The sequence below is a fragment of the Paenibacillus sp. Root444D2 genome, assembly GCF_001426375.1.
GTDB lineage: Bacteria > Bacillota > Bacilli > Paenibacillales > NBRC-103111 > Paenibacillus_E.
The window spans coordinates 74,327-100,273 of sequence record NZ_LMEO01000001.1; the positions used below are offsets into that span (position 1 = coordinate 74,327).

The following is a 25,947-nucleotide window of genomic DNA, read 5'->3' on the forward strand; positions in this document are numbered from 1 at the left end:
ATTTGAGAAACCATAAATAAATGAGTTAATATAGATAATGAAGGAGGCGAAGCATTATGACCGATATGGCAACCAACATAGAAATAGGAATAAGTACATTCTTGGAGACTACACCAGACCCTGTGACAGGTGAAGTCATCAGTCATGCCGAGCGTTTACGCAATGCGGTTGAAGAAATCGTACTAGCCGATCAGGTCGGGCTGGATGTCTATGGCATTGGAGAGCACCATCGTGCCGATTACGCAGGCACCTCGCCTGCTGTTGTGCTGGCAGCTGCAGCTGCCATGACCAAGCGAATCAGGCTCACAAGCGCCGTAACGGTGCTGTCCTCTGACGACCCGGTTCGCGTGTATCAAGCTTTTTCCACACTTGACGGCATCTCTAACGGCCGAGCCGAAATTATGGCGGGCCGGGGTTCGTTCATTGAATCCTTTCCGCTTTTCGGATATAGTCTGGATCATTATGATGAATTGTTCGACGAAAAGCTGGAACTGCTGCTTGCGATCCGATCTTCCGAAAAGGTAACTTGGCGCGGCGGTCATCGTCCCGCCATCCATAACCTCGGTGTTTATCCTCGGTCCGTTCAGACCCCACTGCCGGTGTGGATCGCAAGCGGCGGGAGTGCACAATCCGCTGTTCGTGCAGGAATGCTGGGTCTCCCCATCGTATTCGCCATTATCGGCGGAATGCCCGAGAGTTTTGCTCCCTTAGTCGCACTTTACAAAGAGGCTGCCATGAAAGCTGGGCACGACCCTGACAAGCTGTCAATTGCGACTCACTCGCATGGATTTGTCGGAGAAACTACCGAGCAAGCTGCCGATTTATTTTTCCCTTCAACGCAGGCCCAAATGAACGTTATCGGGCGTGAACGGGGTTGGGGGCAGAATTACAACCGCGCAACTTTTGATGCCGCACGCAGTATGCGGGGCGCTCTTTACGTCGGTGATCCCGAATACGTCGCAGAAAAGATCATTCTATTGCGTAAAAATTTGGGAATAACTCGTTTCTTCCTTCATGTAAATGTTGGAACGATGCCGCACCATGAGGTCATGCGGGCTATCGAATTGCTCGGCACCAAGGTAGCGCCAATTGTACGACAGGAGCTTGCCCGAACCGAGTCAAAGGAATAAGTGAGCTCTGGTGAGCCCCTCCCTCCTATTCCAACCGAGATTATGAGCCTATGTTTGAATCTTTGGACATAAAATATATACAGCTCCTACTTTGTGTGATCATATTCGATTTGTCCGAAGATGTTCTGTTGCTGAGGGAAGGATTCGTAATATTTTCTAGACCTTAGGGAGGTTATGGTTATGATCGTATCCGAAGAAATTTATCAGTCCTACGGCATGGATAAGGATTCCTTTATTTCGTTCATGAGAGAAAGAAGTCAGAATACCGCTATCAGTGCGCTAGGCATTGAAATTGTAGAGCTAACTCCTGATCGTGTAGTGATGACGATGCCAGTTGGACCAGCTACACACCAACCAGCAGGGATTTTACATGGAGGGGCTTCTGTCCTATTGGCTGAGACCGCAGCTTCTATCGCTTCTGAAATTAATATCAATAAAGAAAAACATGCTGCTGTTGGACTTGAAATTAACGCCAATCACCTCAAGAGTAAGAAAGATGGTATCGTAACTGCTATTGCTAGCCCTTTGCACAAAGGCAGGAAAACAATGGTTTGGGAAATTAAAATTTCCGATGAAAATAATCAACTCATATGCATTTCTCGCTGTACGGTCGCGATCATTGACAAAAAATGATTTGCTTAATAATACTGAAGAGGCTGTCTCACTTTGTGGACAGCCACTTTTGCTGCAATGATGTATCTCATCGTTAGATTCAAGTTGAGGTAACAATACGATTGCTTCACCGATGTTTTACATCGTTACGAGGGAGATTGGGAGTAAAACGGCCCAAAAAAGATTGATGGAACGATGTTTTGCATTGTTGCATGGGAGCTCAATCATCGTTTTGATGCTGTAACGATACTTTTCATCATTGCGTTACAGGTCGGCAAACTCTGCGTGCACTGTTTTTATCTCACAGGCATCTTCAGCGGCTTTTTGGACCGCTATTTTCACATCAACATCTACGTACACTATATGCCATGCTCAGGACGTCCCTCTAACCAATCTTCAAGAGTTGCAACTCGCTCCGGATGTTTGTAACTTCTAGCCAAGAAGCCTGCTCCATGCGTTATCATAGGATCCTGGTCTGTCGGCTGGTAACGCAAATCCACGCTCCACCTTACTTCATCAGATTGATTCGGTGTTGACATATGGAGACAGCGATCATTGAATAGAATTGCGCTGCCAGCGGAAACGGGCAATGCAACAGTCTTTGTGTTCCCTAATTGACTTTCCTTCAATGCCGTATATCCGGTTCCAGTATCAGATTCTTGGTGCCATTTCAAAAGTGGTTTTCTGTGTGTCTTCGGTTTAATATGCAAACAGCCATTCACTTCGTTTGCGTCGACTAAAGGAATCCACACTGTAATGACTGGATTGGAATTAGCGTCCGGCCAGTATGATTTATCTTGATGCCAAGGCACTGCTCCAGCGGCAACCCTCGGAATCTTCGGCCTAACATTATAAACGGGATTCGAGAATAGCTCACCACCAATCAAAGATTCAACAGCATTAAGAATTTTAATGTTGCTCATTAAATGAAAATAACCAGGGATCCGGTCACGCCAACTTCGTCCGTATTTCAAAAATTCCTCAGCGGTTAAATGTTCAAAAAGTTCAGCAAGCCGATATTTAAACGGACGGTCAACCAATTTATCTTCAATTAGTCCGTCACGAAACAATTCATCGGCAATCATTGAAACCTTATACGTCATCGCTTCTTGCGCAGGCGTTAATTCCTCATCTGATAATAAACGATCAAGTACGATGTAACCTTCCTCATTATAAAATTCAATTTGTTGTTTCGTTAAATATCCGCTTCTATTTTCTTTCTCCATCTTTATCACCTTCCATTATTAAGTCTCAACAGATGAAGAACCTTCAACCCTACTATAGGTTTGAAGGTTCTTCACTAATTCGTACGATCAGGCGCAATTCCTATTTTTTATACACTTTGTCATAGGCATCCTGATAGATTTTGATGAATTGATCCATGCCGGAATCTTTAAGGCCTTTCAAGTACGCATCCCAGTCTTTGTCAATGCTTTTAGCCCCCATGATAAACTGCAGCATGGACTGTTTGACGTAATCTGTAATGATCGGCTTCAATTGCTTAACTTGATTGGCTTGATCGCTAGTCAAGAAAATATCTGTCGGGAATTCTTCTTTCGGTTGATGTCCTTCGTATAATTCCTTGGTGGCCTTGTACAAGCGAGTTTCCAAGCCATCCATTGTATAGATTTCCTGACTGGCTGCATAAGCAGTTTCGCGATATTCAGCCGAACGAAGGTTCGGTCCCATTTGATTCCAATGATCGTTCTGCACCTGTCCTACCCCGTAAGACGTTTCCTTCACCTTGAACTTTGCTGCGGTTCCACGCGTATTTTTATCGTTCGCATCCGCCTTCACCCAGTTGCGGCCTTCTTCCCCAGAGTTGGACATTGTCGTCCCCTCTTCGGAGTACAGATAATCGGCTATACGAATGGCCGCTTCCGGATTTTTATTTTTATTCGTTATTGCAAACACCGAATTCCCGATACCGATGTAGTGTGCTGTGAATGAGGCCCCGTCAGGTCCTGTAAGCGGCGCGATCGGATCATAGTCTTTGTGTCGTGTTGCCTTTGGAGAAGCATCCGTGAATTCGCCAAACCAGCCTGCTGGAATAGCACCGGCAATCGCCGCATCAGGACTATTCCCTTTTTGGGTAAGCGCATCCGATTTTTGTGTAAATGCTTCCTTATCAATCAAGCCTTCCGCATACAGTTTGTTCAAAAATTGCAAACCTTTTTTGAAGCCTGGTTGGTCAACCGATGTTGCCAGTTTGCCGCCGTTCATCATGAAATAGTTGTTATCCGCATTGTAATAGACGAACGCGTTCATCACGAACGTCTCAACATCCGTGTGCCAACCAGTCGGAGAACCCGTGAACGCAATTTCATCAGCCTTACCGTTTCCATTCGGATCTTTTTCTTTAAAAGCTTTCAACATGTTATAGAAATCGTCAGTCGTCTTCGGTGCGCTAAGACCGAGCTTTTGCAACCATTTTGTGTTCACCCACATTTTGGCTGAAAACTGGCAGTGATAGCATTCATTTACGGAAGGGATCGCATAAATATTGCCATCTGGTGCTGTGATCGCCTTCTCCAAATACGAAATGTCTTTAAACGATTTCTTAATGTTCGGTGCATATTGATCGATTAACTTGTTTAACGGGATCAATACGCCTTGTTGACCGTACAGCAGCTGCTCTTCTTTTGTTAGATTCCCTTGCATGAAAATATCGGGATAGTCGCCACTGGCGAGCAACAGCTGCTTTTTCTCATTCAACGCCGCTGATTCTCCCGGTACAAGCTGCCAGTTCAAATGAACATTCGTCTTATCTTCCAAATACTTGGTAAACCAATTTGTATTCAAATCTGCAATATTAGCCGATTGCGGCGCGAAAGCACTCATCGTAATTTTATTTTTGGCGATAGGAAAGCCTGTTGTATTAACGTTCGCTCCCCCGCTTGCGCTTCCGCCCCCATTAGGGCTAGCGCTACCCTTTGGTTCATCGCTATTCGACGTACAACCGATTACAAGCGAAGTAATGAATAAAATCAGGACCACCGATAACCATGTTTTTCTGGTTCCTCTACTTACCATATTCAAAACCCTCCTTGTTTTTCATAGCCAATCCATCCTCGGGGGCAAACCTGATCTGTTCGTGCCTCGCATCCCTCCTTTCAATATGTAACTAGATTTAACCTTTTAGAGAACCAATCAATAACCCCTTCACGAAATGTCTTTGCACAAAAGGGTACAGAATAAGTACGGGAGCGCTTGCGACGACGATCAGCGAATATTTAAGCAGCTCCTTCAAGCCTTGCCTTTCCGCAAGTTCTCTAACATCTTTAATCATCGTAGGATCGATCGAATTCAGAATTAGAATGTTCCTTAGAATGAGCTGAAGCGGATACAGATTAGCCGATTTCAAGAAAATTAAGGCTTCAAAATAGGAATTCCAATACCCGATAGCGTACATGAGGACTAGAACGGCAATGATGGGTTTGGAAAGCGGAATCACAATTCGAAATAAAAACTTGAAGTCGCTGCATCCATCCAAATGTGCGGCCTCTGTGAGTTCCGAAGGAATCGACGTCTGGAAAAACGTTCTCGCCAGAATGACTTGCCAAACCGAAATCGCGCCTGGAATAATCATCGCCCATCTCGTATCGAGTAAGCCCATCCCTTTCACAGTCAAATAATAAGGAATTAATCCACCGCTGAAAAGCATCGTAAAAACGAATAGTGCCGTAATGACGTTGCGTCCATAAAAGTTTTTGCGAGAAAGCGGATAAGCAGCCGTTATCGTCAATGAAACACTAAGCAATGTCCCGAAGAAGAGATAGAACAAAGAGTTGCCGTACCCTGTCAAGATTTGCGGATTTTGAAATACAGCTTGGTAGCCTCGAAGTGTAGGTTCAACCGGGAACAGCCAAACCTTACCTGAGATGACGGCTGACGATGAGCTGAATGATGAACTAACAATGTAGATGAGCGGATAAGCTACGATAATCAAACATATGATCAAAAACAAATAGACAAAGAACAAATAAATTCTGTCCACACTATTTTCAAGAATGCGGGTAGGTGCCTTTCGCACGTCTAACGTCAAAGTCTGCTCGGGATTTACCATAATTTCTACCTCCTACCACAAACTCGTCTCAGAATTTTTTCTAGCCACATAATTGACTACTATAAGCAGCAGCAAATTAACGATTGAATTAAATAGTCCTACCGCTGCAGAGAAACTGAAATTCGCTCCGACCAAGCCCATTTTGTAAACATAGGTGGAAATAACCTCGGATGCCCCAACATTAATCGCATTTTGCATCAGGTACACCTTCTCGAATCCAACATTCATGATTTGCCCTGCATTCAGAATAAGCAGAATGACGGCTGTCGGCATTAAGCTTGGCAAGTCGATATGAATCATCCTTTGGAAACGGGAGGCACCATCCACCTTGGCTGCTTCATACAAATGCGGATCCACTCCTGCTAGTGCCGCAATATAAATGACCGAGGCATATCCCGTAAATTGCCAAACGTCAGAAAGTACATACACGGTTTTGAAGTACTCCGGCTTTGACATGATATTCTCCGCTGGAAATCCGAATTTATCAGCCAAGAGATGGACGAAACCAAGCTGCGGGGAAAGAAACAGCATAATGATCGAAACCATGATGACGGTTGAAATGAAGTACGGCGCGAACGTGACCAGCTGTACGGCCCGCTTAAAAATTCCATTTCTCAATTCGTTTAAGGCAAGAGCGAGTATAATTGGCGCCGGAAACCCGATTAGAAGCGAGTAAAGGCTAAGCAGTGACGTGTTCTTGATAACCCTCCAAAAAATAGGCAAATGGAAAAAGTCTACAAAGTGCTTAAAACCAATCCAATCGCTTCCCCATATCCCTTTGGTAACCATATAATTTTTAAAAGCAATTTGTACGCCAGCCATAGGTACGTATTTAAAAATAATCAAATATACGAGTGACGGCAAGATAATCAGATAGAGTTGCCAGTTTTTCTTTACCATTCTAAGTGCTATACTCATGATACTCCCCCTCACTGCATTTACGTTAAAGTTAAAGTTAAAATTAAGCGCTTACAGGATCTATGATAAAGGAGCTTGAATTAAATTTATAGGGATCATTCTTAAGCAGTAGTGTCCGTTCATAAGGTGGTGTGATGAATCATAACAAAGCCAATGATTAACTTTCAAAATTTGTCGATTGTGAAAAAAATGGCGATAGGCTATATCGTCATCATCTTTATTCCGATTATTTCATTCGGCCTATTTCTGTATAACCAGAACTACAACAGTTTTCTCGAAGAGTATGCACAAGGCAGGCAGAAAATTGTTAATCAGGTGCTTAACAACTTAAATGTAAGCACGGTGCAGATCGAATCCGCTTATCAATTATTTCAAAATAATTCGAATACCATTGCTTATTTAAGTGGGAACTACCGGACCGATTTCGATCAGGTCTCTAATTTTTTAACCTATATCAGACCCCTATTCTCTTATATTTTGTCATCCAATCGACTGATCGACGGAATGACTATCTATATGGAGCAGCAGAACGGTATGGTTTTTCGGCCCGAAATGGCTAGGATGGACGAGTCCAAACTAGACGAGAGCATAAAGAAACTCCCACTTGGTATTGGGAAATGGATTACGATAAATAACGGGTCGAATCCAGACATCAACCTACATTTTGTTCATAAAATCGGAAACCGGAACTTTGAACAGGATATCGGTCTCCTCGATATTAAAGTAACTTCCAAATTAATTAAACCTTTGTTAGAATCGCTAAATTTGAACAACAGAAGCAATTTATATGTGCTTGATCAGGATCACCAAGTCATTTCTCTTGTGAAAAAAATCCCCTTATCTCAGGATTCAGAACAAGCCTTATTTGCCGATGTCCTCCAATCGAACGCAAAATACTCGTATCAACAAGTTAACGGAAATAAAATGCTAATTGAATCGTTTTATGCCGAAGGCCTTAAACTTCAGTTTGTCATGATTGAGCAAGTTGATGATGTCTTTATTGGTATCAAAAAAAACAAATACGTACTCGTATTAACCGTATCCATCCTTTTATTACTACTTTCCGGCATCTACTACCTGATCGCTAGTTCGATTACGAAGCGCATTTTGAAGCTTTCCAAACATATGCGTCGAGTTGACGAAAACCATTTCCCGCTCTATCACGGGGAAATTAATAAGGATGAGGTTGGACATCTGACCTCCGCCTATAATGCGATGATCAGGCGTATGGATGAGTTGGTGAATACCGTACACCGCTCGGAAATGCTGCGAAAAGAGTCTGCCTATCTCATGATGCAGGCGCAAATCAAGCCTCACTTCCTGTACAATACGCTCGAATCGATACGCATGATCGCGGAAGCGAACGATGACCCAGAAGCAGCTGAAATGTCCTATACACTTGGCAAACTATTTCGCTACAGTCTATCGGGAACGAAAAGCGAGACTTCGCTGAGAGAAGAAGTAGAAAATGTAAAAGACTATATCAAAATCCAGCAAATTCGGCTGGCCGACCGGCTGCAAGTATCTTTCGATATAGATGCTGATATCGATAACTTTAATTGCCCTCACTATATGCTGCAGCCGATTATTGAAAACAGCATTGTTCACGGTATCGCGAATGTAAGAAAACAAGGCTTGCTTTCGATCCGTATCTGGGAGGATTCTACATGTATGTTCATTGCTGTTGAGGATTCTGGCGCAGGCATTGAGGAAGAAAGGCTTGTGCTCATCCAAGGTGTGTTAACCGGTAAAATGGATGTCCAGCATTTGCAAACGGATGGCGGGGGTCTCGGTATTTTTAATGTTAACGAACGCGTTAAAATGTTTTTTGGTGAAGGTTCAGGCATTCAATTGGAGAGTAAGCTCAACGTGGGGACAACGTGTATACTCAAGTTAGCTAAGGGGGCAATACAATGAAGCTGATGGTTGTCGATGATGAGCCTATCATTTTAAACGGGATTATCCGCATGATCCAGAAAGCGAATACATCGTTTATCGAGATCGTCGGCGCTGCCGACGGCGTTGATGCACTGCAAAAGCTAGCCTATTTTCAGCCCGACTTGATCCTAACGGATATTCATATGCCGGAAATGGACGGACTCGCTCTTATAAAAGAAATACAAGCTCAGAACCTTTGCAGCCGTTTCGTTATTTTAACCGGTTATGGTGATTTCGCCTATGCTAGACAAGCTCTGCGCTATCAAGTCATCGATTATTTGTTGAAACCGATTAATAAAGAAGAACTAATCACTGTACTCACGAGAGTTGGGCTTGCGATTCGGGAGGAACAGAAGCAAACCATTGAGCATGACCTTCTGCTTCTCAAAGAACATATCCTTTACAATACGCCATTGGAGGACATGCCTCTCAAGCCTGAGCAGCTGCACACCCTTCTTCCCGATCCGTATACGACGATCATCGTCTTCCAGGCATACGAGAGTGTTCCTCTCTTGACCGCCGAACGTTTGGAAGGTATTTGTACCCTTCTGTCGCACGTTTGCAAGAAAACTTACACCGTCCAGTCCCGTTTCTTACGGCAAACTGTCCTCATTGCGAACGGTGTGGATGTACCGACAGACGAAGAGTTGCGGCATGCATGTGGCGAGCTGTTCGATACGAAGAAAATACAGGTCAGCGGATATTGCATCGGGGTCAGTGTGAGCAAGAACGCTAACGATAATTTGCGTGATCTGTATATTGAATCGATGGCTGCGATGTTATTCAATCGGTACTTTTCCAATAGCAGTTTGACCATATATAAACCAGAGTCAGAGAACATACATAGTGACTATGATAATCTTGTTCAATATATTGAACATTCGCTAGCTCAACAAATTTCTATCGAACAGATCGATAAGGACATTCAGTCCATACTTCCTCATTTCTCAGGCAATGCGGATTGTAATAATAAGCTGCGTGAGCAGTTTCTTATCTGTGTCGGTGTCTACCTGCAAAGTGTTGGCCTAGCGCCTGAAGCCATTTGGGGTGAGCATGCCGCAACCAAACTATTTTCGCAAAGCAACACCACGCTTGAAAATATCAGTGTATCGGAGATCATCGCACAGCTAATTCGATATGCACGCAGCACCGATCGTCAGCAGCCGCACACTCAGGCAATCGATAAAATTGTCGCTTTCGTGGAACTCAATTACAAGCTGGATTTATCGCTCGATGCGGTTGCGGATCATGTGCAAATGCATCCTAATTACATCAGCATGCTGTTTCGTAAAGAGATGGGACTAACCTTCCTCCACTACTTGCATACGTTTCGGCTTGCCAAAGCCAAGCAAATCATGCAAGAGAATCCGGAATGGCCGATCAACACCATTGCGGAGCTTGTAGGTTACGAAAATCCGCGGCATTTTTTCAAAGTGTTTAAAAAATTCGAAAACATCACCCCCGGGCAATTCCGGCTTGGCATTTCTTTGTGATGAATTCCCGAAGGCTTCTTCCCTTTTTTAGTCCGTTTGCTTTATAACGCCGCTTCGATCGTATGGAGCGTTTGCCGCTGTACAGCTTTACGGAATAAATAAATGGACAAACTGAGCTCGAACATGACGACGACGGAACTAGTGATCCCAGCGATCAGACCATTAAGCCCAGGATTGTAGTCCACTAGAAGGAAAAGTATCGTCACTGATAAAATCACATTGCCGAATTTGCTGTAAGCGATTGTCTTATTTACACCATGATACATAGCAAGCCCGTTCAAATAGTCGATCCAGGGATAGACCGCCGATCTAATGATGAGCACACCCAAGATGGTTGTACAGTTACGAAGCAGTTCGCCGTGAATGCCGAGCCCTTTCTCGAGTACTATGTGACCGAGTGGCGACCAGGCAAGAAAAGCGACAAGAGCTGTGGAAATTATCGAGAGCGCAGTCGTCAGCGCAAGGACATGTCGCGGCTGCTCTTCATGGAAATTGAGCACAGCTTGATGTAAAAAGCTGGCGAATCCGGCGATCAGTCCCGCTAGATTGGAAGCGACCGCAAAGGCGGCTATCGCCTGAATGGGATCTAGACTATGGTTCATAGCCGCGTTCGTTGCTGGACCGATTACAATAGAAACAATCGATCCATACAGCAGCGGCATGTAAAACGGAAATATATCCGGCTTCCAGCGTCTGATCGGATGGGAAGGCAGCTTGTCAGGCAGCCGTCTTGCAAGATAATGACCTTCAAAACAAGCAACCGCGCTCTCTATGGCCATCCCTGCCAAGAACAACATCGCTCCGTACCTGCTGTCGTTAGTTAGATTCCAGGTGACCATAGCCCAAGACATAAGGCCCATGACGAATAAGCGAATCAGAATGCCGATAGTCATCCATTTGGTCAACAGATGTTGGATTATAATGCCCTGGTACAAGCTGCGGGCAGCGGAAAACACGTTAACAAACATCAAGATTTGATAAGCATTGACTGTAGCATCCAACAAGCTGTCTTGCGCCCCAAAAACGTAGTGAAACAAGAGCCGACCAAGCGGCGTCCATGCAATCAGCGCGTTAAACAATGCAATGATGCCAACAATCGTAACGATCATGCGCACCATTTCACGAAACGAGTGTTGATCCTTCACGTATTTGGCACTGGTTTGCCGTAGTGGAGCGATAGCCTGTTCCAGGATAAACGACAAACTGAGTGCAAGCGCATAACCGCTTATAGTCAGATCAGGGTGCGGCGAGCGGGCAAGTACCCCGCTGATGATGACGTGAGTCAGTGAGGCAAGCAATGCTGAGGCGCCCATGGGCAGGTAAAATAAAATCAATCGAAGCAAAAGAGTTCCTCCTGATAGTCGGGTAGATGATTCCTTAAGAAAATTTCATTCAATAAAGTAGTCCATAAATGTGGGATCGTGACGTTTACAAGCGATTATATTTATTATTTTGTGGAATTAAACACATTGTCCCCCATGAACCAACATGTGTCAAGGTTTATAACGGTAAGTTCCCCAATGACTTATGCTTTCATAAAAAAATACACCCCTTAGAATTCATTGGAATCAATTTTCCAATGTTTTTCTTAAGGGGTGCATCTCAAAACTTTAGTGAAACGTTGTTTATTCTTAGCTTTTTACCAAGCATATGCCTGTGGAGCTGCTCCTCCTGGACCCGGGAAGATTTCATCCAATTTCTTTAACGTAGATTCATCAAGTTCAATATCTACAACACGCAGTGTATTTTGAAATTGTTCTAACGTACGCGGTCCAATAATCGGTGCTGTCATAGCTGGGTGAACTAGCGTCCATGCCAATGCCACATTCGCTTCACTCTCACCAAGTTCCTTGCTTAAAGTCGAGAAAGCCTCAAGCTGTGCACGAAACTTCTCTACCCTTTCAGGGTTACTCGCTCGTTTAGAGCCCTCAATCGGCTTCAAAGCATTGCCGCCTAACAATCCGCCATCTAGCGGGCTCCATGCGATTACACCAATTCCAAGTTCCTCGGCCGCTGGCAGTACCTCAAGTTCAGGCAGCCTGCAGAGCAAGCTGTATTTGTGCTGCTCAGATATAAGACCAATAAGATGACGAGCTTTGGCTTCATATTGCGCTTTCACCAAATCACGACCTGCAAAGTTACTAGAGCCTACATAGCCGATCTTCCCTTGGTACACTGGAACTTGAAAAGCTTCCCACAACTCATCCCAAGATACGTTGCGATCCACATGGTGCATTTGATAAAGCTCAATATGATCCGTTTGTAGACGGCGCAATGACGCGTCCAAATGTCGGCGAAGCTTGTAAGCGGAAAGTCCGCCTTCCCGGTTAGGTCCGTCGTTCACGTCATGCATGTCTCCATAGAACTTCGTAGCTAGGATCGTTTTCTCTCTACGTCCGCCGCCCTGTGCGAACCAGCGACCGATAATTTCCTCCGTACGCCCAGCATTCTCTCCCCAACCATAAATGTTTGCCGTATCAAAAAAGTTGATTCCAGCATCCAACGCAGCATCCATGATGCGAAAAGCTTCTTTCTCCTCTGTATCTACACCGAAGTTCATGGTTCCAAGGCACAATTTACTGACTTTTAAGCCCGAACGACCTAAGTAACTATATTTCATGTTTATCTCCTCCAGTAGTTTTATAGAGCAAAGCTCGTTTCCAGCGTGAAGTGATATCTACTTTTTCATATCTCCATGATTATCATACCTGAATCTGCGGCGCTTCTAAAGTACGCACTTTTCCTTAACATAGTTGGCTTAGGGTAATCTACTTACCTAAATGTTAGTACTATTTTGATAAAAAAATTGCTGGAAAAATCAAAAAAAGCCGCGATTATCGCGACTTTCAAACCTATACCTTTTTAACAAATTCGGATTTTAATTTCATTGCTCCGAAATCATCAATTTTGCAATCAATATCATGGTCACCATCAACCAAACGTATATTTTTAACTTTTGTACCTATTTTGATAACGGATGAACTTCCTTTTACTTTAAGGTCCTTGATGACTGTAACCGTATCACCGTCGTTTAAGACATTTCCATTGGCATCTTTTACAATTTTGTTATCGGAACGATCTTCCGTTTCCAATTCTAAAGTCCATTCATGCGCGCATTCTGGGCAAATCAATAGATTCCCATCTTCATACGTGTACGCTGAATGACATTTTGGGCAATTTGGCAAATCTAGCATTAATCTCATTTCCCCCATTCGTTATATGCTTATATACTGCCATAGTCTTCTCAAATTAACAACCCTTCCACCTTCCCTTGTAACGTACAAATGTACAAACACACTGGCCGCTTTTGCATTTACTATATAAATAAAGGAAGGAGAAGTGATAGGATGAATGCGAAGCGAGTTACATTCTCAACTGGTATTTTGCGGAGACCGAATAAAACCAAGTTTGCCCTAGTCGATGTTGTTAACTTCAATAAAAAGTGCTCCCGCAGGGTAACGGTACAAGTGTTTGACTGGTCTACTGGTTCACCGATCCCCTTGAAGGTAAGTCCTTGCAACACAAAAAAGTGTACAGTAAAGGTAGGATCTAATAAATCGGTTTTCTTGTTTGCAGACGTGTCCAAGGTAAGGTTTAAATATGAGGTTCGCATTACACAGCCCAATGACCGCAAGTTAGTAACGAATGTAACGGGTGTTACGAATGCGCCCTTTACTCCGCAAGAAGGGGATACGGTGCTTCAACGAAGCTTAATAAGAATAAAATAGCATCACTATTTTAGCTGAAATTGTTTCATTTACGAGCAGACCGCGACAGCATCTGCTCTCTTTGTGTTATTTTACTTTCGACTACCTTGCAATGTAAGATTAAAGAAACAACCAAAGAAATGAGATGATTTCAGATGGAGAAAGCAGTAAAAGTGTTAGCTATTTCGGGAAGTCTTCGCCAAAAGTCTTCAAATACAGCTCTTATGCATGCTATTATAGGTTTAGCTCAAGAAAATATTGTCTTTACTGTATACAACGGTTTAGGTGATCTACCGCATTTTAACCCCGATCTTGACATCGATGACGGTCCAGAATCAGTCCATGTTCTGCGCACACGACTAAACGAAGCGGATGCCGTTCTTATATGCACACCTGAGTATGGGAATGGAGTACCTGGGGCTTTGAAAAATGCGCTGGACTGGTTAGTTTCATCAGGTCAGTTTATGAATAAACCGACAGCGGTAGTCACAGCGTCTCCCACTCCAATGGGTGGTGACAAAGCGCATGATTCCATTCTCCTGACGCTGAACATGATCAATGCCAAAATTGTTGAGGCGGGAACTATGATGATACCCCATATTAACTTAAAACTTAATAAAGAAGGCTTCATTACTGATGCATTAACCGAAACAGGCTTAAGGTCCCTGCTTGAAAGTCTTGTTGAGGCTTCTACTTAAGTCAGATTCTCCCTCTTATTCCTGATGTTTTGTTATTATGAAAAATAAAAAGAGCTCCGAGTTCTCGAAGCTCTCTTTAGCCATATTTATTACTTGAACCATCCTTTTTCTTTAAAACGCATAATAGCCTCAATACGATTGCTTACATTGAGTTTATCAAGGATGACAGAAATGTAGTTGCGGACGGTTCCTGTGGTTATATACATTTGATCAGCGATTTCCTTCGTATTTTTACCGTCGGCTATCAAGATCAGTACTTCCTTCTCACGCTCGGTCAATGGATTTTCTTCCCCATATGCGTCATCTACTAACTCTGAGGCATAGATGCGGCGTCCGGCCATGATACTGCGAATCGAAGTAGCGAGTTCCTCACTCGGGCTATCTTTCAACAAATAACCGTTGGCACCTGCCTTCACAGCTCTTTCAAAATATCCGGAACGGGCAAACGTAGTCAGTATCATCACCTTGCAGCCAAATCCCTTAAGTTCCTCTGCCGCGTCTAATCCGCTCTTGACTGGCATCTCAATATCCATGATACAAATATCCGGCTTATGAAGATGAACCAATCTCACAGCATCCTCGCCATTGCTTGCTGTACCAACGACCTGCATATCTTCTTCCAAATCCAGCAAAGAAGCAAGTGCGCCAAGCAGCATTCGTTGGTCCTCGGCAATTACAATTCGAATCATATCCCCGCCTCCCTTTCCGGTGGTTTGAAGACATTCGGCACTTTAATAACGATCGTCGTTCCTTGGTTTGAAACAATTTCCATGCATCCGTTCACAAACTCAAGCCGCTCTTTCATGCCGCGCAGTCCATTTCCAAGTAAAACAACAGATTCTTTGGCCATGCCGACCCCATTGTCCCCCACCTTGATAACCAAATCGGATTGTGATGGCTCAATGGAGATCGAACAGGTAGATGCACTGCTATGTTTAATAATATTGGTTATGGCTTCTTTTAAGCACATACTCACCACATTCTCGTTCATTAATGAAGTGTTGGTTAACTGAGGATCCCCTTCCAAAATAAGGTCGATCTCAGCAGCCTTCAAAATCTGCTTAACGCGAAACATCTCATCCTCGAGTCTAGTACCCCGCATGGATGTAACCATTTCTCGCACTTCCTTCAATGCACTTCTAGCCGTCTGCCGAACATCATTGATTTCAATTTGTGCTTTCGTCGGGTTTTTGCTAATTAATTTCCCCGCCAAATCACTCTTTAAGCCAATTAATGAGAGCTTCTGACCCAGTGTATCATGTAAGTCGCGGGCTATTCTTTGGCGTTCTTCCAACTTTACAAGCTCGGAAATTCGTTTATTTGCGTCCTCTAGCTGTCCCTGCAGTTTATCGCTTCTGTTTCGGTTGTACGTGGTGACTGGAAGGAGAATTACGCCAATCACGTTAATGATGACAAACGGCAGCTGCGTAATATAAACAGGGTTTTGGGATACAAATCCATAGTTGATCGTTACAATAGTACTGACTAGATGAATGGTGTACAACGTAATAAATCCGGCTCGATTTTGAATATTGCCAATAAAAAAGGCTAAAAACAGCGAGAAATATACATAACTAAAAAGTAAGGTCATGGTAATTGAAATCAGAATTTGTACACTCGACCAGAAGTACATAAGCCAGCCTTTAGAGACAAAGGAAAGCACGTAGCAGATAAAGAAAACAATAATCATGCTAGTGCCTAATACGATTTGGTAAGTAGCAGAAGAACGAAATATGAAGTAAAAAGGGAGGATGTAAAAGACAACCCATACATACGGACTAAGACCTGTTTTTTTATGAAAAATCTGATGCCACTTTTGCATGGTCCCTTACCCTCTTTTTCTTCGTTGTTGATTTCATTCTATTTTAACATAAACATGTATGGACTGGATTATTTACCTTATATGACCGATTTACGGACTTTTAAGTTATTCCCCAAAGAATCTTGCTTATCTTGGTTAGGGAGCACCTGTTTTTTATTTTTATAACCGACAAACGTTTTGTTCTGCTCGTCCCAAAGACGGAAACGTAACGATTGCAGACTCGTGCTAATAGTAATCGTCGTTGCTTTTTGCAGCGGAGGAGTTGCATTATGCGCCTTCTCCAAGTTATAATTTGGCACTTTTGGACTCAAATGATGCACATGATGAAACCCAATATTTCCGGTTATCCATTGCAAAAGCTTGGGCAGCTTGTAATAAGAGCTTCCATCTACCGCGGCTTTCACATAACTCCACTCCTCTTCGTTCTCAAAGTAGGAATCCTCAAACTGATGCTGTACATAGAACAACCAAATCCCCAGCAAGCCGGCTACGAAAACGAGCGGAGCTTGGATCATAACAAACGACTGCCATCCAATTGCCCAGCACATAAATGCATATAAACCGATGATGGAAACATTAGTCAAGTAAGTACTAATTCTTTCCTTACGCTTCGCACCTTTTGTATTAAAGCGGTTCGTAAATAGGAATAAAAAGATAGGGCCAAGTCCAAACATAATGAAAGGATTCCGATATAATCGATAGGCAACTTTGCGCAATAATGGAGACGCCGCATATTCATCGACAGTAAGAACCCACATATCACCTGTACCGCGTTTCTCGAGGTTACTGCTCGTTGCATGATGAATTGAATGACTGTTTTTCCATTGTTGATAAGGAAAGAGTGTAAGGATCCCCGTTATCGTACCGATGATTTCGTTAGCTCGACGGCTTTTGAAGAACGATTGGTGACAACAATCATGGAAAATGATAAAAGTCCGTATAACAAACCCGGAAGCAATGAACGTAATCGGCAATGTTATCCAATAAGATACCGATAGGCTTAGATATGCAGCATACCACAGCAGCAATAAAGGTCCTAAGGTGTTGAGCAGCTGTTTAACACTGGCCTTCGTATTTGATTTTTCATAAGGGGCAACCTGTTTTTTTAAATTGGATAGCGTAGATTGGGTCATTGTAGAGTTCCTCCTCGGGTATGGTAAGCGGCTCATGTTGTCAACGTAAGTCGCAATATCCTATCTTCATTATAGATATCGCTTTCATTTCGTTGTAGTCATAAACGTCAAGTAGCGAGTATGATAAATGTCATGTCCTATGTCAAAAAAAAGTGCCGCTACTCCGTAAAATAACGAAATAGCAGCACTTTTTCACTTGGATTTGAAGTTACATATAACATTCTTATTTTAGACGCAGTCCCGCTTTATGCGATATGCATTGAAAATTGTTAAAACAAATTAGTCATGGTCCTGATCTACTAATTTGCTCATCAAAAGTCTGACTTTCGAATCGGTATCCGAACCGGGAGAAGGTGTATACACACTACATCTTAAATCGGTACGCCCTTGTACTTGAAGCGTTGTCAAATCGAACAGCATCTTTCCCACTTTGGCATGCCTGAATTCAATGAACACTTCGGGGGCTGAACTCACATCACTTTGGTTCCAAAAAGTTTTAAAATCCTGGCTCTGCTCACTGATCTGCTCGATAAACTCACTGTACCAGTTATCTCCCACATACTGCCCATAATAAGATCGAAACATCGCCAAGAATCCCTTTACAAAATCATGCCAGTTTACAGCCAGAGCCTTTAATTCTTTACGTGTAAAAAGCAGCCATATCATATTTCTTTGCTCTACAGGAATAATCGCAAAATCTAGAAATATAGCCGCGGCTGCTTGATTCCATCCAACAATATTACATCTACGATCTGAAATAATCGTGGGGCAATCGTGAAGTTCTGTCAGTATTCTGCTTAAAGCCGGGCTGATCGTAGGTATATGATCTACAAATGTGGTCGGTGCCGGCTGCTCGAGAGCCAGCATGAAGAGATACTGGCGCTCATCCTCATTAAGCTGCAAAGCTAAAGCAATACGGTCCAATACTTGCACGGACATTTTGATATCTCTACCCTGCTCTAACCATGTATACCAAGTCGTGCTGACACCAGCAATTGAAGCAACTTCTTCTCTGCGCAAGCCAGGTGTTCGTCTACGGCTCCCGCCAAGCACTCCAGCTTCACTGGGTTGAATTCTAGCACGATGTGTAGTTAAAAATTCGGATAGAGCCTGTAACCGTTCCTTTGTATCCACGCCATAATCCTCCTACGCATTTATCATAGAAGCTATTATACCAGTATAAACCGTAACTTGTAATAGGATAAAAATTGTGACAATCTAATGGAAAGCAAACCATTAGGAGGAATAACAAATGAAACGTGTAGTTGTGACAGGAATGGGCGTCATTACACCCATTGGTAATCAGGTGGATACGTTCTGGGGGAATCTTACGGATGGTAGATCAGGTATTACCAAAATAGATCATATGGATGTAACAGATTATAAAACCAATTTTGCTGGTGTTGTTCGAAATTTTGATGCAGAAGCAGCTGTTGGTCGGCGAGATGTACGCCGAATGGACCGATACTGCCAATTTGCCGTTGCAGCGGCCAAGCAAGCACTTGATGATGCGGCATTAATCATTGATTCCACGAATGAGGAACGAATCGGTGTCTATATTGGCTCTGGAATTGGCGGTATCCAAACGATTCTGGATAATTATCGGACGTTACTGACCCGTGGACCTAGCCGCGTGAGTCCAACCGTTGTACCTATGATGATCGCCAATATGGCGGCGGCACAGGTCAGTATCCTATTCGGAGCCAAGGGCCCCTCACTAGCTCCAGTGACCGCTTGCGCCACGGGCAATAATGCCATTGGCGAAGCTTTCAAGCTTATCCAGCGCGGAGGCGCAGACGCCGTCATTGCCGGCGGCGCCGAAGCGACGGTCACCGACCTCGCGCTGGCGGGCTTCGGCAATGCGACGGCGCTGTCGACGCGCTGTGACGCGCCGGAGCAGGCAAGCCGCCCGTTCGACGCGGAGCGGGACGGCTTCGTCGCCGCCGAAGGCGCCGGCGTGCTCGTGCTGGAGTCGCTCGAGCATGCCGAGCGGCGGGGGGCGCGGATCCATGCCGAGCTCGTCGGCTATGGATCGACCTCGGACGCCTATCACATCGTGGCGACCGATCCTGAAGGCTCGGGGGCCTACCGAGCCATGCGCGAAGCGATCGCCGACGCGGGAATCGCCGCGGCGGAGATCGACACGATCAACGCTCACGCAACGAGCACGATCGCTGGCGATCTTTCAGAGACGCTCGCCATCAAGCGGCTGCTTGGTCGCGGCGCGTATGACGTGCCGATCAGCGCAAACAAGTCCATGCTCGGCCATATGCTTGGCGCAGCTGGCGGTGTAGAAGCTGTCGCACTGATCAAAACCTTACAGGACGGCCTCATCCCTCCGACAATTAATCTAGAAAATCCAGATCCCAAGTGTGATCTTGATTACGTTCCACTCGTTGCAAGACGGGCTGAACTTCAATATGGCCTGTCCAGTTCATTTGGATTTGGCGGGCATAACGCCGTCCTCATTTTCAAAAAACATGAGTAAGTAATCCCTTCCTTCTACTCTAATACCAAATAAACCTAATCCGTTCAGCATAACGAAATGGATTAGGTTTATTCCTTAACTGATTCAGGAAGTCTAGTGCCAGAACCATTTCTCATAAATATAGTAGGTGCAAAATGAAATGAAAGCGAGGGCTATACTGAGCCACCCTGTAAGAAGGGCACCTTTTTTTTCTTTGATCATACCAGTCTTCGCATAGAGTCTAACATCGAAACTTAAAATGAGGATCCCAGAAATTAGTAACAACAAAACCGTGTAATAGTTAAAGGTAATCATTGTCGAACCCCTTCTCACCCGAGCCGCGGTCGTAAAACTCCTAGTATGGAACTAAGCTTATTTGGTTTTCGTGCCAATTCGTCGAATATTTATACGTAGGCTTACCTCAACGGACATTTCACGATACATATCTTCCCATTTCTGCTTCGTTTTAATTTCCCTATTCCAATAGGAAGGATGGAAAGCACGCACGTCTTCCCCGAAACCGAAAATGTCGCAACCGTCCTTTTGGGTCTGGTGAATTAGTTTTTCAAACCCTATTTTCCCGTCCTTTTCTATGGATTGCTCTAATTTTTTAATCGTTTCCTTCGTTAGCGTCAAATTTTCATCCGATTTTTCCCGTAAATCTCCTTCGATTTGACTCACAACTTTGGCATGAATTTTACCGTTTATGATCTCCGTAGTAATTTTCGCTTTACGATGCGTAGATTGAAACATGACAGATGTTTCTGAACCGGGTATCTGTGTAATGACGCTGTATCCTCCAGGATTGATTTGCTTCATTGCCATAAAGTGACCAATTTGCAGTGGCGTAGTGATTCCCTCCATTTTATCACCTCTAAAATAAGCCAATCCGGCGATTTCAATGTTAGATTCTTTCTTCAAATCCAGATACGGGAGAGACCCTTCCTGTCCTTTAGCTGAACTAGCACTATAGAAAACGCCTAGGAAATTATTTGGAAGTTTACCCATTTCCTTGGCACGATCTAGAGTGGCCACTAGATATAAGGTGGGAACACGTTCCAATTGGGGAGTAGCTCTCATGATATCTGAAGCCTTCCCTTTGGACACAACCATCCAAACTGTTCTTCTTACCTGAGGCTGACGACGGAAGAAATCTTTCTCATTTTCGATCCCTTTCCGTGCCATCGCTTCTGACACTACGATTACACGCAAATGACCAAAAAACAAGCGATCCGCCAATTGCTGCTGTAGATTCATCAAAGAATCATTGATGGTACTCCCAACGCTGCTCAGCACCCAGACTGGTTTCTGCCCGGCTGGTACGCCTCCAGTACCTCCCGTCCCCAAAGGAATGCGTCCCGGAACGGCAATTTGTACGGTGATACGTATTAATCCTTTATTCGACTTAGGATTTTTAAGGATTTGGGTTGCATTGCTGCTTTCATTCGCTTCTTGCGGTTTGGCCTCATCGATGGCAATGGCTAAAATAACAGCTCGATCTTCGATTTCCAAACGATCCCAGCATCCCGTAAGCATTGGTAAAAGGAATAGAAAAATTAGAATACGGCTAATCCGTTTTCGCCACACGCTGATCACCCCGACTCCCCTTCTTTTTCTTGCGAATGAGGGCTACGATCAGTAGAACCAAAGGATAGAAGACCGTGATGACCAGTCCCCAACGACCAACAACTTGAATAATGCCATACATCTGAAGTAGGTTTTGGGGAAACATGGCAATGACATAGATGAAAGGAATGAGAAAAAATGAGAAAAGCTTGTGATCGCGCAAATGTAACAGTTGGCTTAGAAAGTGAATAGCCAAGTAATAGGTCGACAGCAATGTTGTAAATACCGCTGTGACCCAAACGGCAAGAAAAGCGCCATCCAACCTCTCCAGGATGTTAGCCGGCAATGATGTAGTTTTGGCTAATTCCAAGGTAGGCCAAACTAAATTCTTAATTTCCTCTGCACCAAATACGCCAACTGTAGCAACTACAATGAGTAAGTAGAGTCCCCCCGAAATCAACATGCCTACTAAGCTTGCCAACATCGCTCTATCCGGCTTACGCATAGCAGGAATTACGATGGTCATAACGAATGACCCTTGAAACAAGGCAGCCATGGTAAGGATTCCTTTTGACATGCCGCTCGGCTCATTCCCCCATATTGGCAATAAATTGACCATTTGCGCATTTTTTAGCGATAGAACGACGATCAATACAAGCGGGAATACAATAAGCGGGAAATAAAAATGATGGAAATAGGTAAAGGTTGTCATATCAGCACGCGAGGAAACCGCAGCTAACAACAGCATCACAATAACAGTCACTTCCAGCGGCGTTTTCGTTAATACGGAAGTCACTACGACTTCACCGAATTCGCGCGAAGCGAGTGCTGTAAGTACGGAAAAGAAAACGATGATTAAGACACTGAATACCCGAGCCGTCCATTTACCGATCAGAACTTCACTATATTCAATAATCGTTTGAGTTGGAAAGCGCATGCCGAGTACGGTAACTAGCCAAAGCCCAAGAGAACCGATTAAGATACCTATAAAGGTTACGAGCGGCGCCCCCGAATCGGCAGCTCTAACAGCAAAAAGCGAAAGTGCTAATACACCAACACCAATAATCGTGCTAATTAGAATTATCGCTGCTTGAATCATTGTTACTTGACGAGGATACTCCATCTTCTATGTCCCTCCTTGTATTGCCTACTTTCAATGGATCTAAGGTATTGCTTTGCGGATGCTTCATTTTCTTCGTTTTCATTCCCAGACGGGTATCATTTGGCGTATGCAAGAGTGCCGGTCTCTTTGGCATGGACCAGAGTGGCAGCCGAGCCAATGTATCCTTCATCCCTTGGAAATTTCCTGGGACAATCGGACTCAAGTAAGGCACCCCGAACGATTTTAAGGAGAGCATATGGTTGGCGATCAGGATAAGCCCGATCATCACGCCGTACAAGCCAAACATCCCGGCCAAAATCACAAGCGGAAAGCGCAGCATCCTTAACGCCAACGCCGCGTTGTACGCCGGTGTGGCAAAAGAACCGATCGTTGTTAAGGCGATGATTACGACCGTAATGGGACTGATGAATCCAGCCGCAACCGCTGCTTGTCCAACGACTAGCACACCGACAATCGATAGCGCTCCCCCAACCTGCTGGGGCAGCCGTAGAGTCGCTTCCCTCAGCACCTCCATGGAAACCTCCATGACCAGAACTTCAATTAGAGATGGAAAAGGCACTCCGGCTCTCCCGCCCGCAACGGCTACAGCAAACTCTGTTGGTATGAGCTCCGGATTAAAAGAAATCAGAGCTACATATAACGAAGGGAAAATCAAGGAAAAAACAAGAGCTACCAGCCGCGCTAGCCGAATAAAGCTGACCAGTAGAAATCGTTCCGAGTAATCTTCGACCGTTTGGTAAAACTGACTGAACACGGTTGGCAATATGAGCGCAAAGGGGGAACCGTCGACCAGCAGAATAACCCTGCCTTCCAGAAGATTGGCGACAGCCTTATCCGGGCGTTCCGTATTTTGGATCTGCGGGAACGGGGATAAATGATTATCCTCGATAAACTGCTCCAAGTACCCAACATCAAGAATCCCATCAATATCTATCAAGGCTAATCGTCTGAACACCTCTTCAACAAGTTGGGGATTAACAATCCCATCCAAGTAACAGATAGCTACTTTAGATTTGGTTATACGCCCTATTCGAAGCGTTTTTACCCGTAGATCCGGTGTCGGGAGGCGGTAACGAAGCAAGGAAAGGTTCGTACCCAACATTTCGATAAATCCTTCTCGTGCTCCGCGGATAACCTGCTCCGTTTCAGGTTGAGTGATCGAACGCTTGTCCACATTTCGTGTACTAAATAGCAGCGCATCCTCCATCCCGTCCACTACAAGAACCGTTTCTCCTTGTACAACAGCTTGGATAATCTCAGATAACTGTTTTTCTGTTCTCCCTTCACAGGCATACAGTGTATCTCGAAATAATACCTCCTTTAAGGGCCGGCTTTCCTTCGCTTTCCCCTGTTTGTTAGTCGACGATAACATCAACGGTTTTAAAATATGCTCATTTAAATACTGCTTCTCAATTAAGTCGGAGAAATACAAAAGCACAGCCGGGTACTGATCAAATATACGAAACCGGTGCATAACAAAATCGTCGTTTTCACCAAGTATTTTATCAACGAATGAAATCGTCTCTTCGAGAAGTGGCGTGATTTTCCCTTCTTCATTTTCCTCCAAAACCTGATGAGCAGGCGGCCCCTTCGGCGGAATCATACGAGGTTGCTGGCTCTGAGCTACTTTTATAGACCTTCGTTTATACCATTGCCACATAGCCACGCTAACACCGCCTCCTGAAAACAGTCCCAAGATGATCTATTCTTCCGGATTCCCTTTCATTTCCTTCTCCGTATTTTTATCCATTTTCCCAATAATATACATGAGAATAGGTAATCTGTACGGAAGAGCCTTTCCTAACGTAACTCCAAAGAGGAAGTTTCCATAGATACATCGAATAACTGTATGGTAAATTATTTTCGAACTGGCGAGGGGGCCATTATGCTTTATATTAAAGATGTTTTGCTGCAATTACTGTTCGCCCTAACTCCCTTTGTTCTATATAACATCTACTACCGTGATAAAACCGCAAACTATTCAAAACGGTTTATCAATATAACGTGTATGATTTGCCTATTTATGTCTATGACCTTTCATTCTAGCGTGCAGAACGGAATCATTTTTGACATCCGTTACGTGATCATGTTTTTTGGAATGGTTTACGGCGGCATGACTACTGGACTTATATTGCTTGTTGAGTTTGTCTTGTACCGCGTACTAATTGGTGGACAAGGACTACTTTCAGCGATGATTATTCTTGTGATTACATTCAACTTATCTGCCCTATTAGCCATCTTATATCGCCGACGCTCCGAGTACCGAAACCTAATAACTTTCCTAGCTGGGTTAAGCTTTTCATTTATACCTATTTGCGTCATGTTGGTAACTGAACGTAAATATATAGTCGAGAACTTGACGTTTAATATCCTAGCTATGCCCGTCCAAAATTCCTTGGGTATTTGGCTATTGATTTCCCTTTTCAATAAGGCTGTTTCGGATAAGCAGCTATTCCAGAAATATCTTCAAAACGAAAAAGTTGAAACCATCGCTCATGTCGCCGCCTCGCTTGCCCATGAAGTGCGCAATCCGCTTACAGCCGTAATTGGATTCCTGAAATTAATTCGTAATGATTCTCTCTCAAAAGAAAAGACCAACTATTACATTGATATTTGTGTTGAAGAAATGAAGCGTACGGAAGTTATTCTTTCCGAATACCTATCCATAGCTAAACCTAGCACTCCAATTTATGAACAAATGGATCTTGTGCCGCAGTTGAACTCCGTTATAGATATCATGACACCATACGCTAACATGAATAACGTCGCATTAGAGGTACTCAATCAGGGGCAAGAACTTTATATATCTTCGAATCCAAATGAAATCAAACAGCTACTTATTAATTTTATAAAAAATGCCATCGAGGCTTGCTCATATATCTCAAGGGGAAAAGTCGTCATTCGTTTGGACACCGAATCTCAACTCTATGCTAAGATAACCATACATGATAACGGGGTTGGCATGAGCAGCGAGCAGCTTGAGCGGCTTGGGACCATTTATTTTTCAACAAAAAGCAAAGGGACAGGATTAGGACTAACCACCTCCTATCAATTAATCCGTTCGATGAACGGTGCTGTAAATGTTCGAAGTACATTAGGAAAAGGAACAGAATTCGTTATCTCGTTACCATTAACCAACTGACTATTCTCTTTATTAGTTTCAAAAGTAACATGATAGATGTGTGGGACAGATCCAATTGTTTAAAAATAGTGAATATTTGAATGAAAAAGGAGCTAAGCACTTGTATGTGCTTAGCTCCTTTGTTTTTGGCGT

23 protein-coding genes are annotated in these 25,947 nt (G+C 43.9%); 8 read left to right on the top strand and 15 right to left on the bottom strand.

Features of this window, described 5'->3' with window-relative positions:
• The first annotated feature begins 56 nt into the window (after window positions 1–56).
• Entirely contained in the window at window positions 57–1,130 is a 1,074-nt protein-coding gene (locus ASD40_RS00320; protein ID WP_200957326.1) for an LLM class flavin-dependent oxidoreductase, read from the top strand.
• A 243-nt stretch (window positions 1,131–1,373) separates the two neighbouring features.
• Window positions 1,374–1,763, top strand: a complete 390-nt coding sequence (locus tag ASD40_RS00325) for a hotdog fold thioesterase (RefSeq protein ID WP_057301671.1) — start codon at window positions 1,374–1,376, stop codon at window positions 1,761–1,763.
• A gap of 338 nt (window positions 1,764–2,101) precedes the next feature.
• Here ASD40_RS00325 and ASD40_RS00330 read toward each other — a convergent pair whose 3' ends face one another.
• The 4 genes from ASD40_RS00330 to ASD40_RS00345 all read right to left on the bottom strand — a co-directional run bounded on the left by ASD40_RS00330 (window position 2,102) and on the right by ASD40_RS00345 (window position 6,726).
• Window positions 2,102–2,968 (bottom strand): phytanoyl-CoA dioxygenase family protein, encoded by an 867-nt coding sequence (locus ASD40_RS00330; RefSeq protein WP_057301372.1) that lies wholly within the window; start codon window positions 2,966–2,968, stop codon window positions 2,102–2,104.
• A gap of 100 nt (window positions 2,969–3,068) precedes the next feature.
• Window positions 3,069–4,775 (bottom strand): ABC transporter substrate-binding protein, encoded by a 1,707-nt coding sequence (locus ASD40_RS00335; RefSeq protein WP_057301373.1) that lies wholly within the window; start codon window positions 4,773–4,775, stop codon window positions 3,069–3,071.
• A 97-nt stretch (window positions 4,776–4,872) separates the two neighbouring features.
• Entirely contained in the window at window positions 4,873–5,808 is a 936-nt protein-coding gene (locus ASD40_RS00340) for a carbohydrate ABC transporter permease (RefSeq protein ID WP_057301374.1), read from the bottom strand.
• 12 nt (window positions 5,809–5,820) lie between these two features.
• Complete coding sequence (locus ASD40_RS00345; protein WP_047673254.1) at window positions 5,821–6,726, bottom strand: ABC transporter permease; 906 nt, start codon at window positions 6,724–6,726, stop codon at window positions 5,821–5,823.
• Between the two features lie 153 nt (window positions 6,727–6,879).
• On the opposite strand from ASD40_RS00345, the gene ASD40_RS00350 reads away from it, so the two are divergent.
• Both ASD40_RS00350 and ASD40_RS00355 read left to right on the top strand, forming a co-directional pair.
• Window positions 6,880–8,643 carry a sensor histidine kinase gene (locus ASD40_RS00350; RefSeq protein WP_057301375.1) on the top strand — a complete coding sequence of 588 codons (1,764 nt, stop codon included), beginning with the start codon at window positions 6,880–6,882 and terminating at the stop codon, window positions 8,641–8,643.
• Window positions 8,640–10,157, top strand: coding sequence for a response regulator transcription factor (locus ASD40_RS00355; protein WP_057301376.1), 1,518 nt, complete (start codon window positions 8,640–8,642; stop codon window positions 10,155–10,157). The genes ASD40_RS00350 and ASD40_RS00355 overlap by 4 nt, the downstream gene beginning before the upstream one ends.
• Window positions 10,158–10,198: 41 nt before the next feature.
• Here ASD40_RS00355 and ASD40_RS00360 read toward each other — a convergent pair whose 3' ends face one another.
• The 3 genes from ASD40_RS00360 to ASD40_RS00370 all read right to left on the bottom strand — a co-directional run bounded on the left by ASD40_RS00360 (window position 10,199) and on the right by ASD40_RS00370 (window position 13,351).
• Window positions 10,199–11,500: a hypothetical protein gene (locus ASD40_RS00360; protein ID WP_057301377.1), complete on the bottom strand. Its 1,302-nt coding sequence runs from the start codon at window positions 11,498–11,500 to the stop codon at window positions 10,199–10,201.
• Window positions 11,501–11,796: 296 nt separating this feature from the next.
• Complete coding sequence (locus tag ASD40_RS00365) at window positions 11,797–12,777, bottom strand: aldo/keto reductase (RefSeq protein ID WP_057301378.1); 981 nt, start codon at window positions 12,775–12,777, stop codon at window positions 11,797–11,799.
• A 232-nt stretch (window positions 12,778–13,009) separates the two neighbouring features.
• The gene (locus ASD40_RS00370) at window positions 13,010–13,351 is read right to left on the bottom strand and encodes a zinc ribbon domain-containing protein YjdM (RefSeq protein WP_057301379.1); all 342 of its coding nucleotides are present in this window, start codon (window positions 13,349–13,351) and stop codon (window positions 13,010–13,012) included.
• 153 nt (window positions 13,352–13,504) lie between these two features.
• On the opposite strand from ASD40_RS00370, the gene ASD40_RS00375 reads away from it, so the two are divergent.
• Window positions 13,505–13,885, top strand: a complete 381-nt coding sequence (locus tag ASD40_RS00375; RefSeq protein ID WP_063870683.1) for a hypothetical protein — start codon at window positions 13,505–13,507, stop codon at window positions 13,883–13,885.
• 134 nt (window positions 13,886–14,019) lie between these two features.
• On the top strand, window positions 14,020–14,562 hold the full coding sequence (locus tag ASD40_RS00380; protein ID WP_057301381.1) for an NADPH-dependent FMN reductase: 543 nt from the start codon (window positions 14,020–14,022) through the stop codon (window positions 14,560–14,562).
• Between the two features lie 89 nt (window positions 14,563–14,651).
• On the opposite strand, the gene ASD40_RS00385 is transcribed toward ASD40_RS00380, so the two are convergent.
• The 4 genes from ASD40_RS00385 to ASD40_RS00400 form a co-directional block, all read right to left on the bottom strand.
• Window positions 14,652–15,251 carry a response regulator transcription factor gene (locus ASD40_RS00385; protein WP_029197103.1) on the bottom strand — a complete coding sequence of 200 codons (600 nt, stop codon included), beginning with the start codon at window positions 15,249–15,251 and terminating at the stop codon, window positions 14,652–14,654.
• Complete coding sequence (locus ASD40_RS00390; protein ID WP_057301382.1) at window positions 15,248–16,384, bottom strand: sensor histidine kinase; 1,137 nt, start codon at window positions 16,382–16,384, stop codon at window positions 15,248–15,250. The genes ASD40_RS00385 and ASD40_RS00390 overlap by 4 nt, the downstream gene beginning before the upstream one ends.
• Window positions 16,385–16,461: 77 nt before the next feature.
• Window positions 16,462–17,517 (bottom strand): fatty acid desaturase, encoded by a 1,056-nt coding sequence (locus ASD40_RS00395; protein WP_057301383.1) that lies wholly within the window; start codon window positions 17,515–17,517, stop codon window positions 16,462–16,464.
• Between the two features lie 279 nt (window positions 17,518–17,796).
• On the bottom strand, window positions 17,797–18,651 hold the full coding sequence (locus ASD40_RS00400) for a helix-turn-helix transcriptional regulator (protein WP_057301384.1): 855 nt from the start codon (window positions 18,649–18,651) through the stop codon (window positions 17,797–17,799).
• 118 nt (window positions 18,652–18,769) lie between these two features.
• Here ASD40_RS00400 and fabF point away from each other — a divergent pair, with 118 nt between their 5' ends.
• Window positions 18,770–20,005: a beta-ketoacyl-ACP synthase II gene (gene fabF / locus ASD40_RS00405; RefSeq protein ID WP_057301385.1), complete on the top strand. Its 1,236-nt coding sequence runs from the start codon at window positions 18,770–18,772 to the stop codon at window positions 20,003–20,005.
• Window positions 20,006–20,098: 93 nt separating this feature from the next.
• Here fabF and ASD40_RS39315 read toward each other — a convergent pair whose 3' ends face one another.
• Genes ASD40_RS39315 through ASD40_RS00425 form a run of 4 tightly spaced genes read right to left on the bottom strand, consistent with a single transcriptional unit; the run spans window position 20,099 to window position 24,276 of the window.
• Entirely contained in the window at window positions 20,099–20,299 is a 201-nt protein-coding gene (locus ASD40_RS39315) for a CLC_0170 family protein (protein WP_057301386.1), read from the bottom strand.
• A 57-nt stretch (window positions 20,300–20,356) separates the two neighbouring features.
• Complete coding sequence (locus ASD40_RS00415) at window positions 20,357–21,580, bottom strand: Ger(x)C family spore germination protein (protein WP_057301387.1); 1,224 nt, start codon at window positions 21,578–21,580, stop codon at window positions 20,357–20,359.
• A complete protein-coding gene (locus tag ASD40_RS00420) occupies window positions 21,552–22,673 on the bottom strand; it encodes a GerAB/ArcD/ProY family transporter (protein ID WP_057301388.1) in 1,122 nt (373 codons plus the stop codon). Before ASD40_RS00420 ends, ASD40_RS00415 begins: the two co-directional genes overlap by 29 nt.
• Complete coding sequence (locus ASD40_RS00425; RefSeq protein ID WP_057301672.1) at window positions 22,621–24,276, bottom strand: spore germination protein; 1,656 nt, start codon at window positions 24,274–24,276, stop codon at window positions 22,621–22,623. Before ASD40_RS00425 ends, ASD40_RS00420 begins: the two co-directional genes overlap by 53 nt.
• 282 nt (window positions 24,277–24,558) lie before the next feature.
• On the opposite strand from ASD40_RS00425, the gene ASD40_RS00435 reads away from it, so the two are divergent.
• Window positions 24,559–25,815: a sensor histidine kinase gene (locus tag ASD40_RS00435; protein ID WP_057301390.1), complete on the top strand. Its 1,257-nt coding sequence runs from the start codon at window positions 24,559–24,561 to the stop codon at window positions 25,813–25,815.
• Window positions 25,816–25,947: the final 132 nt, after the last annotated feature.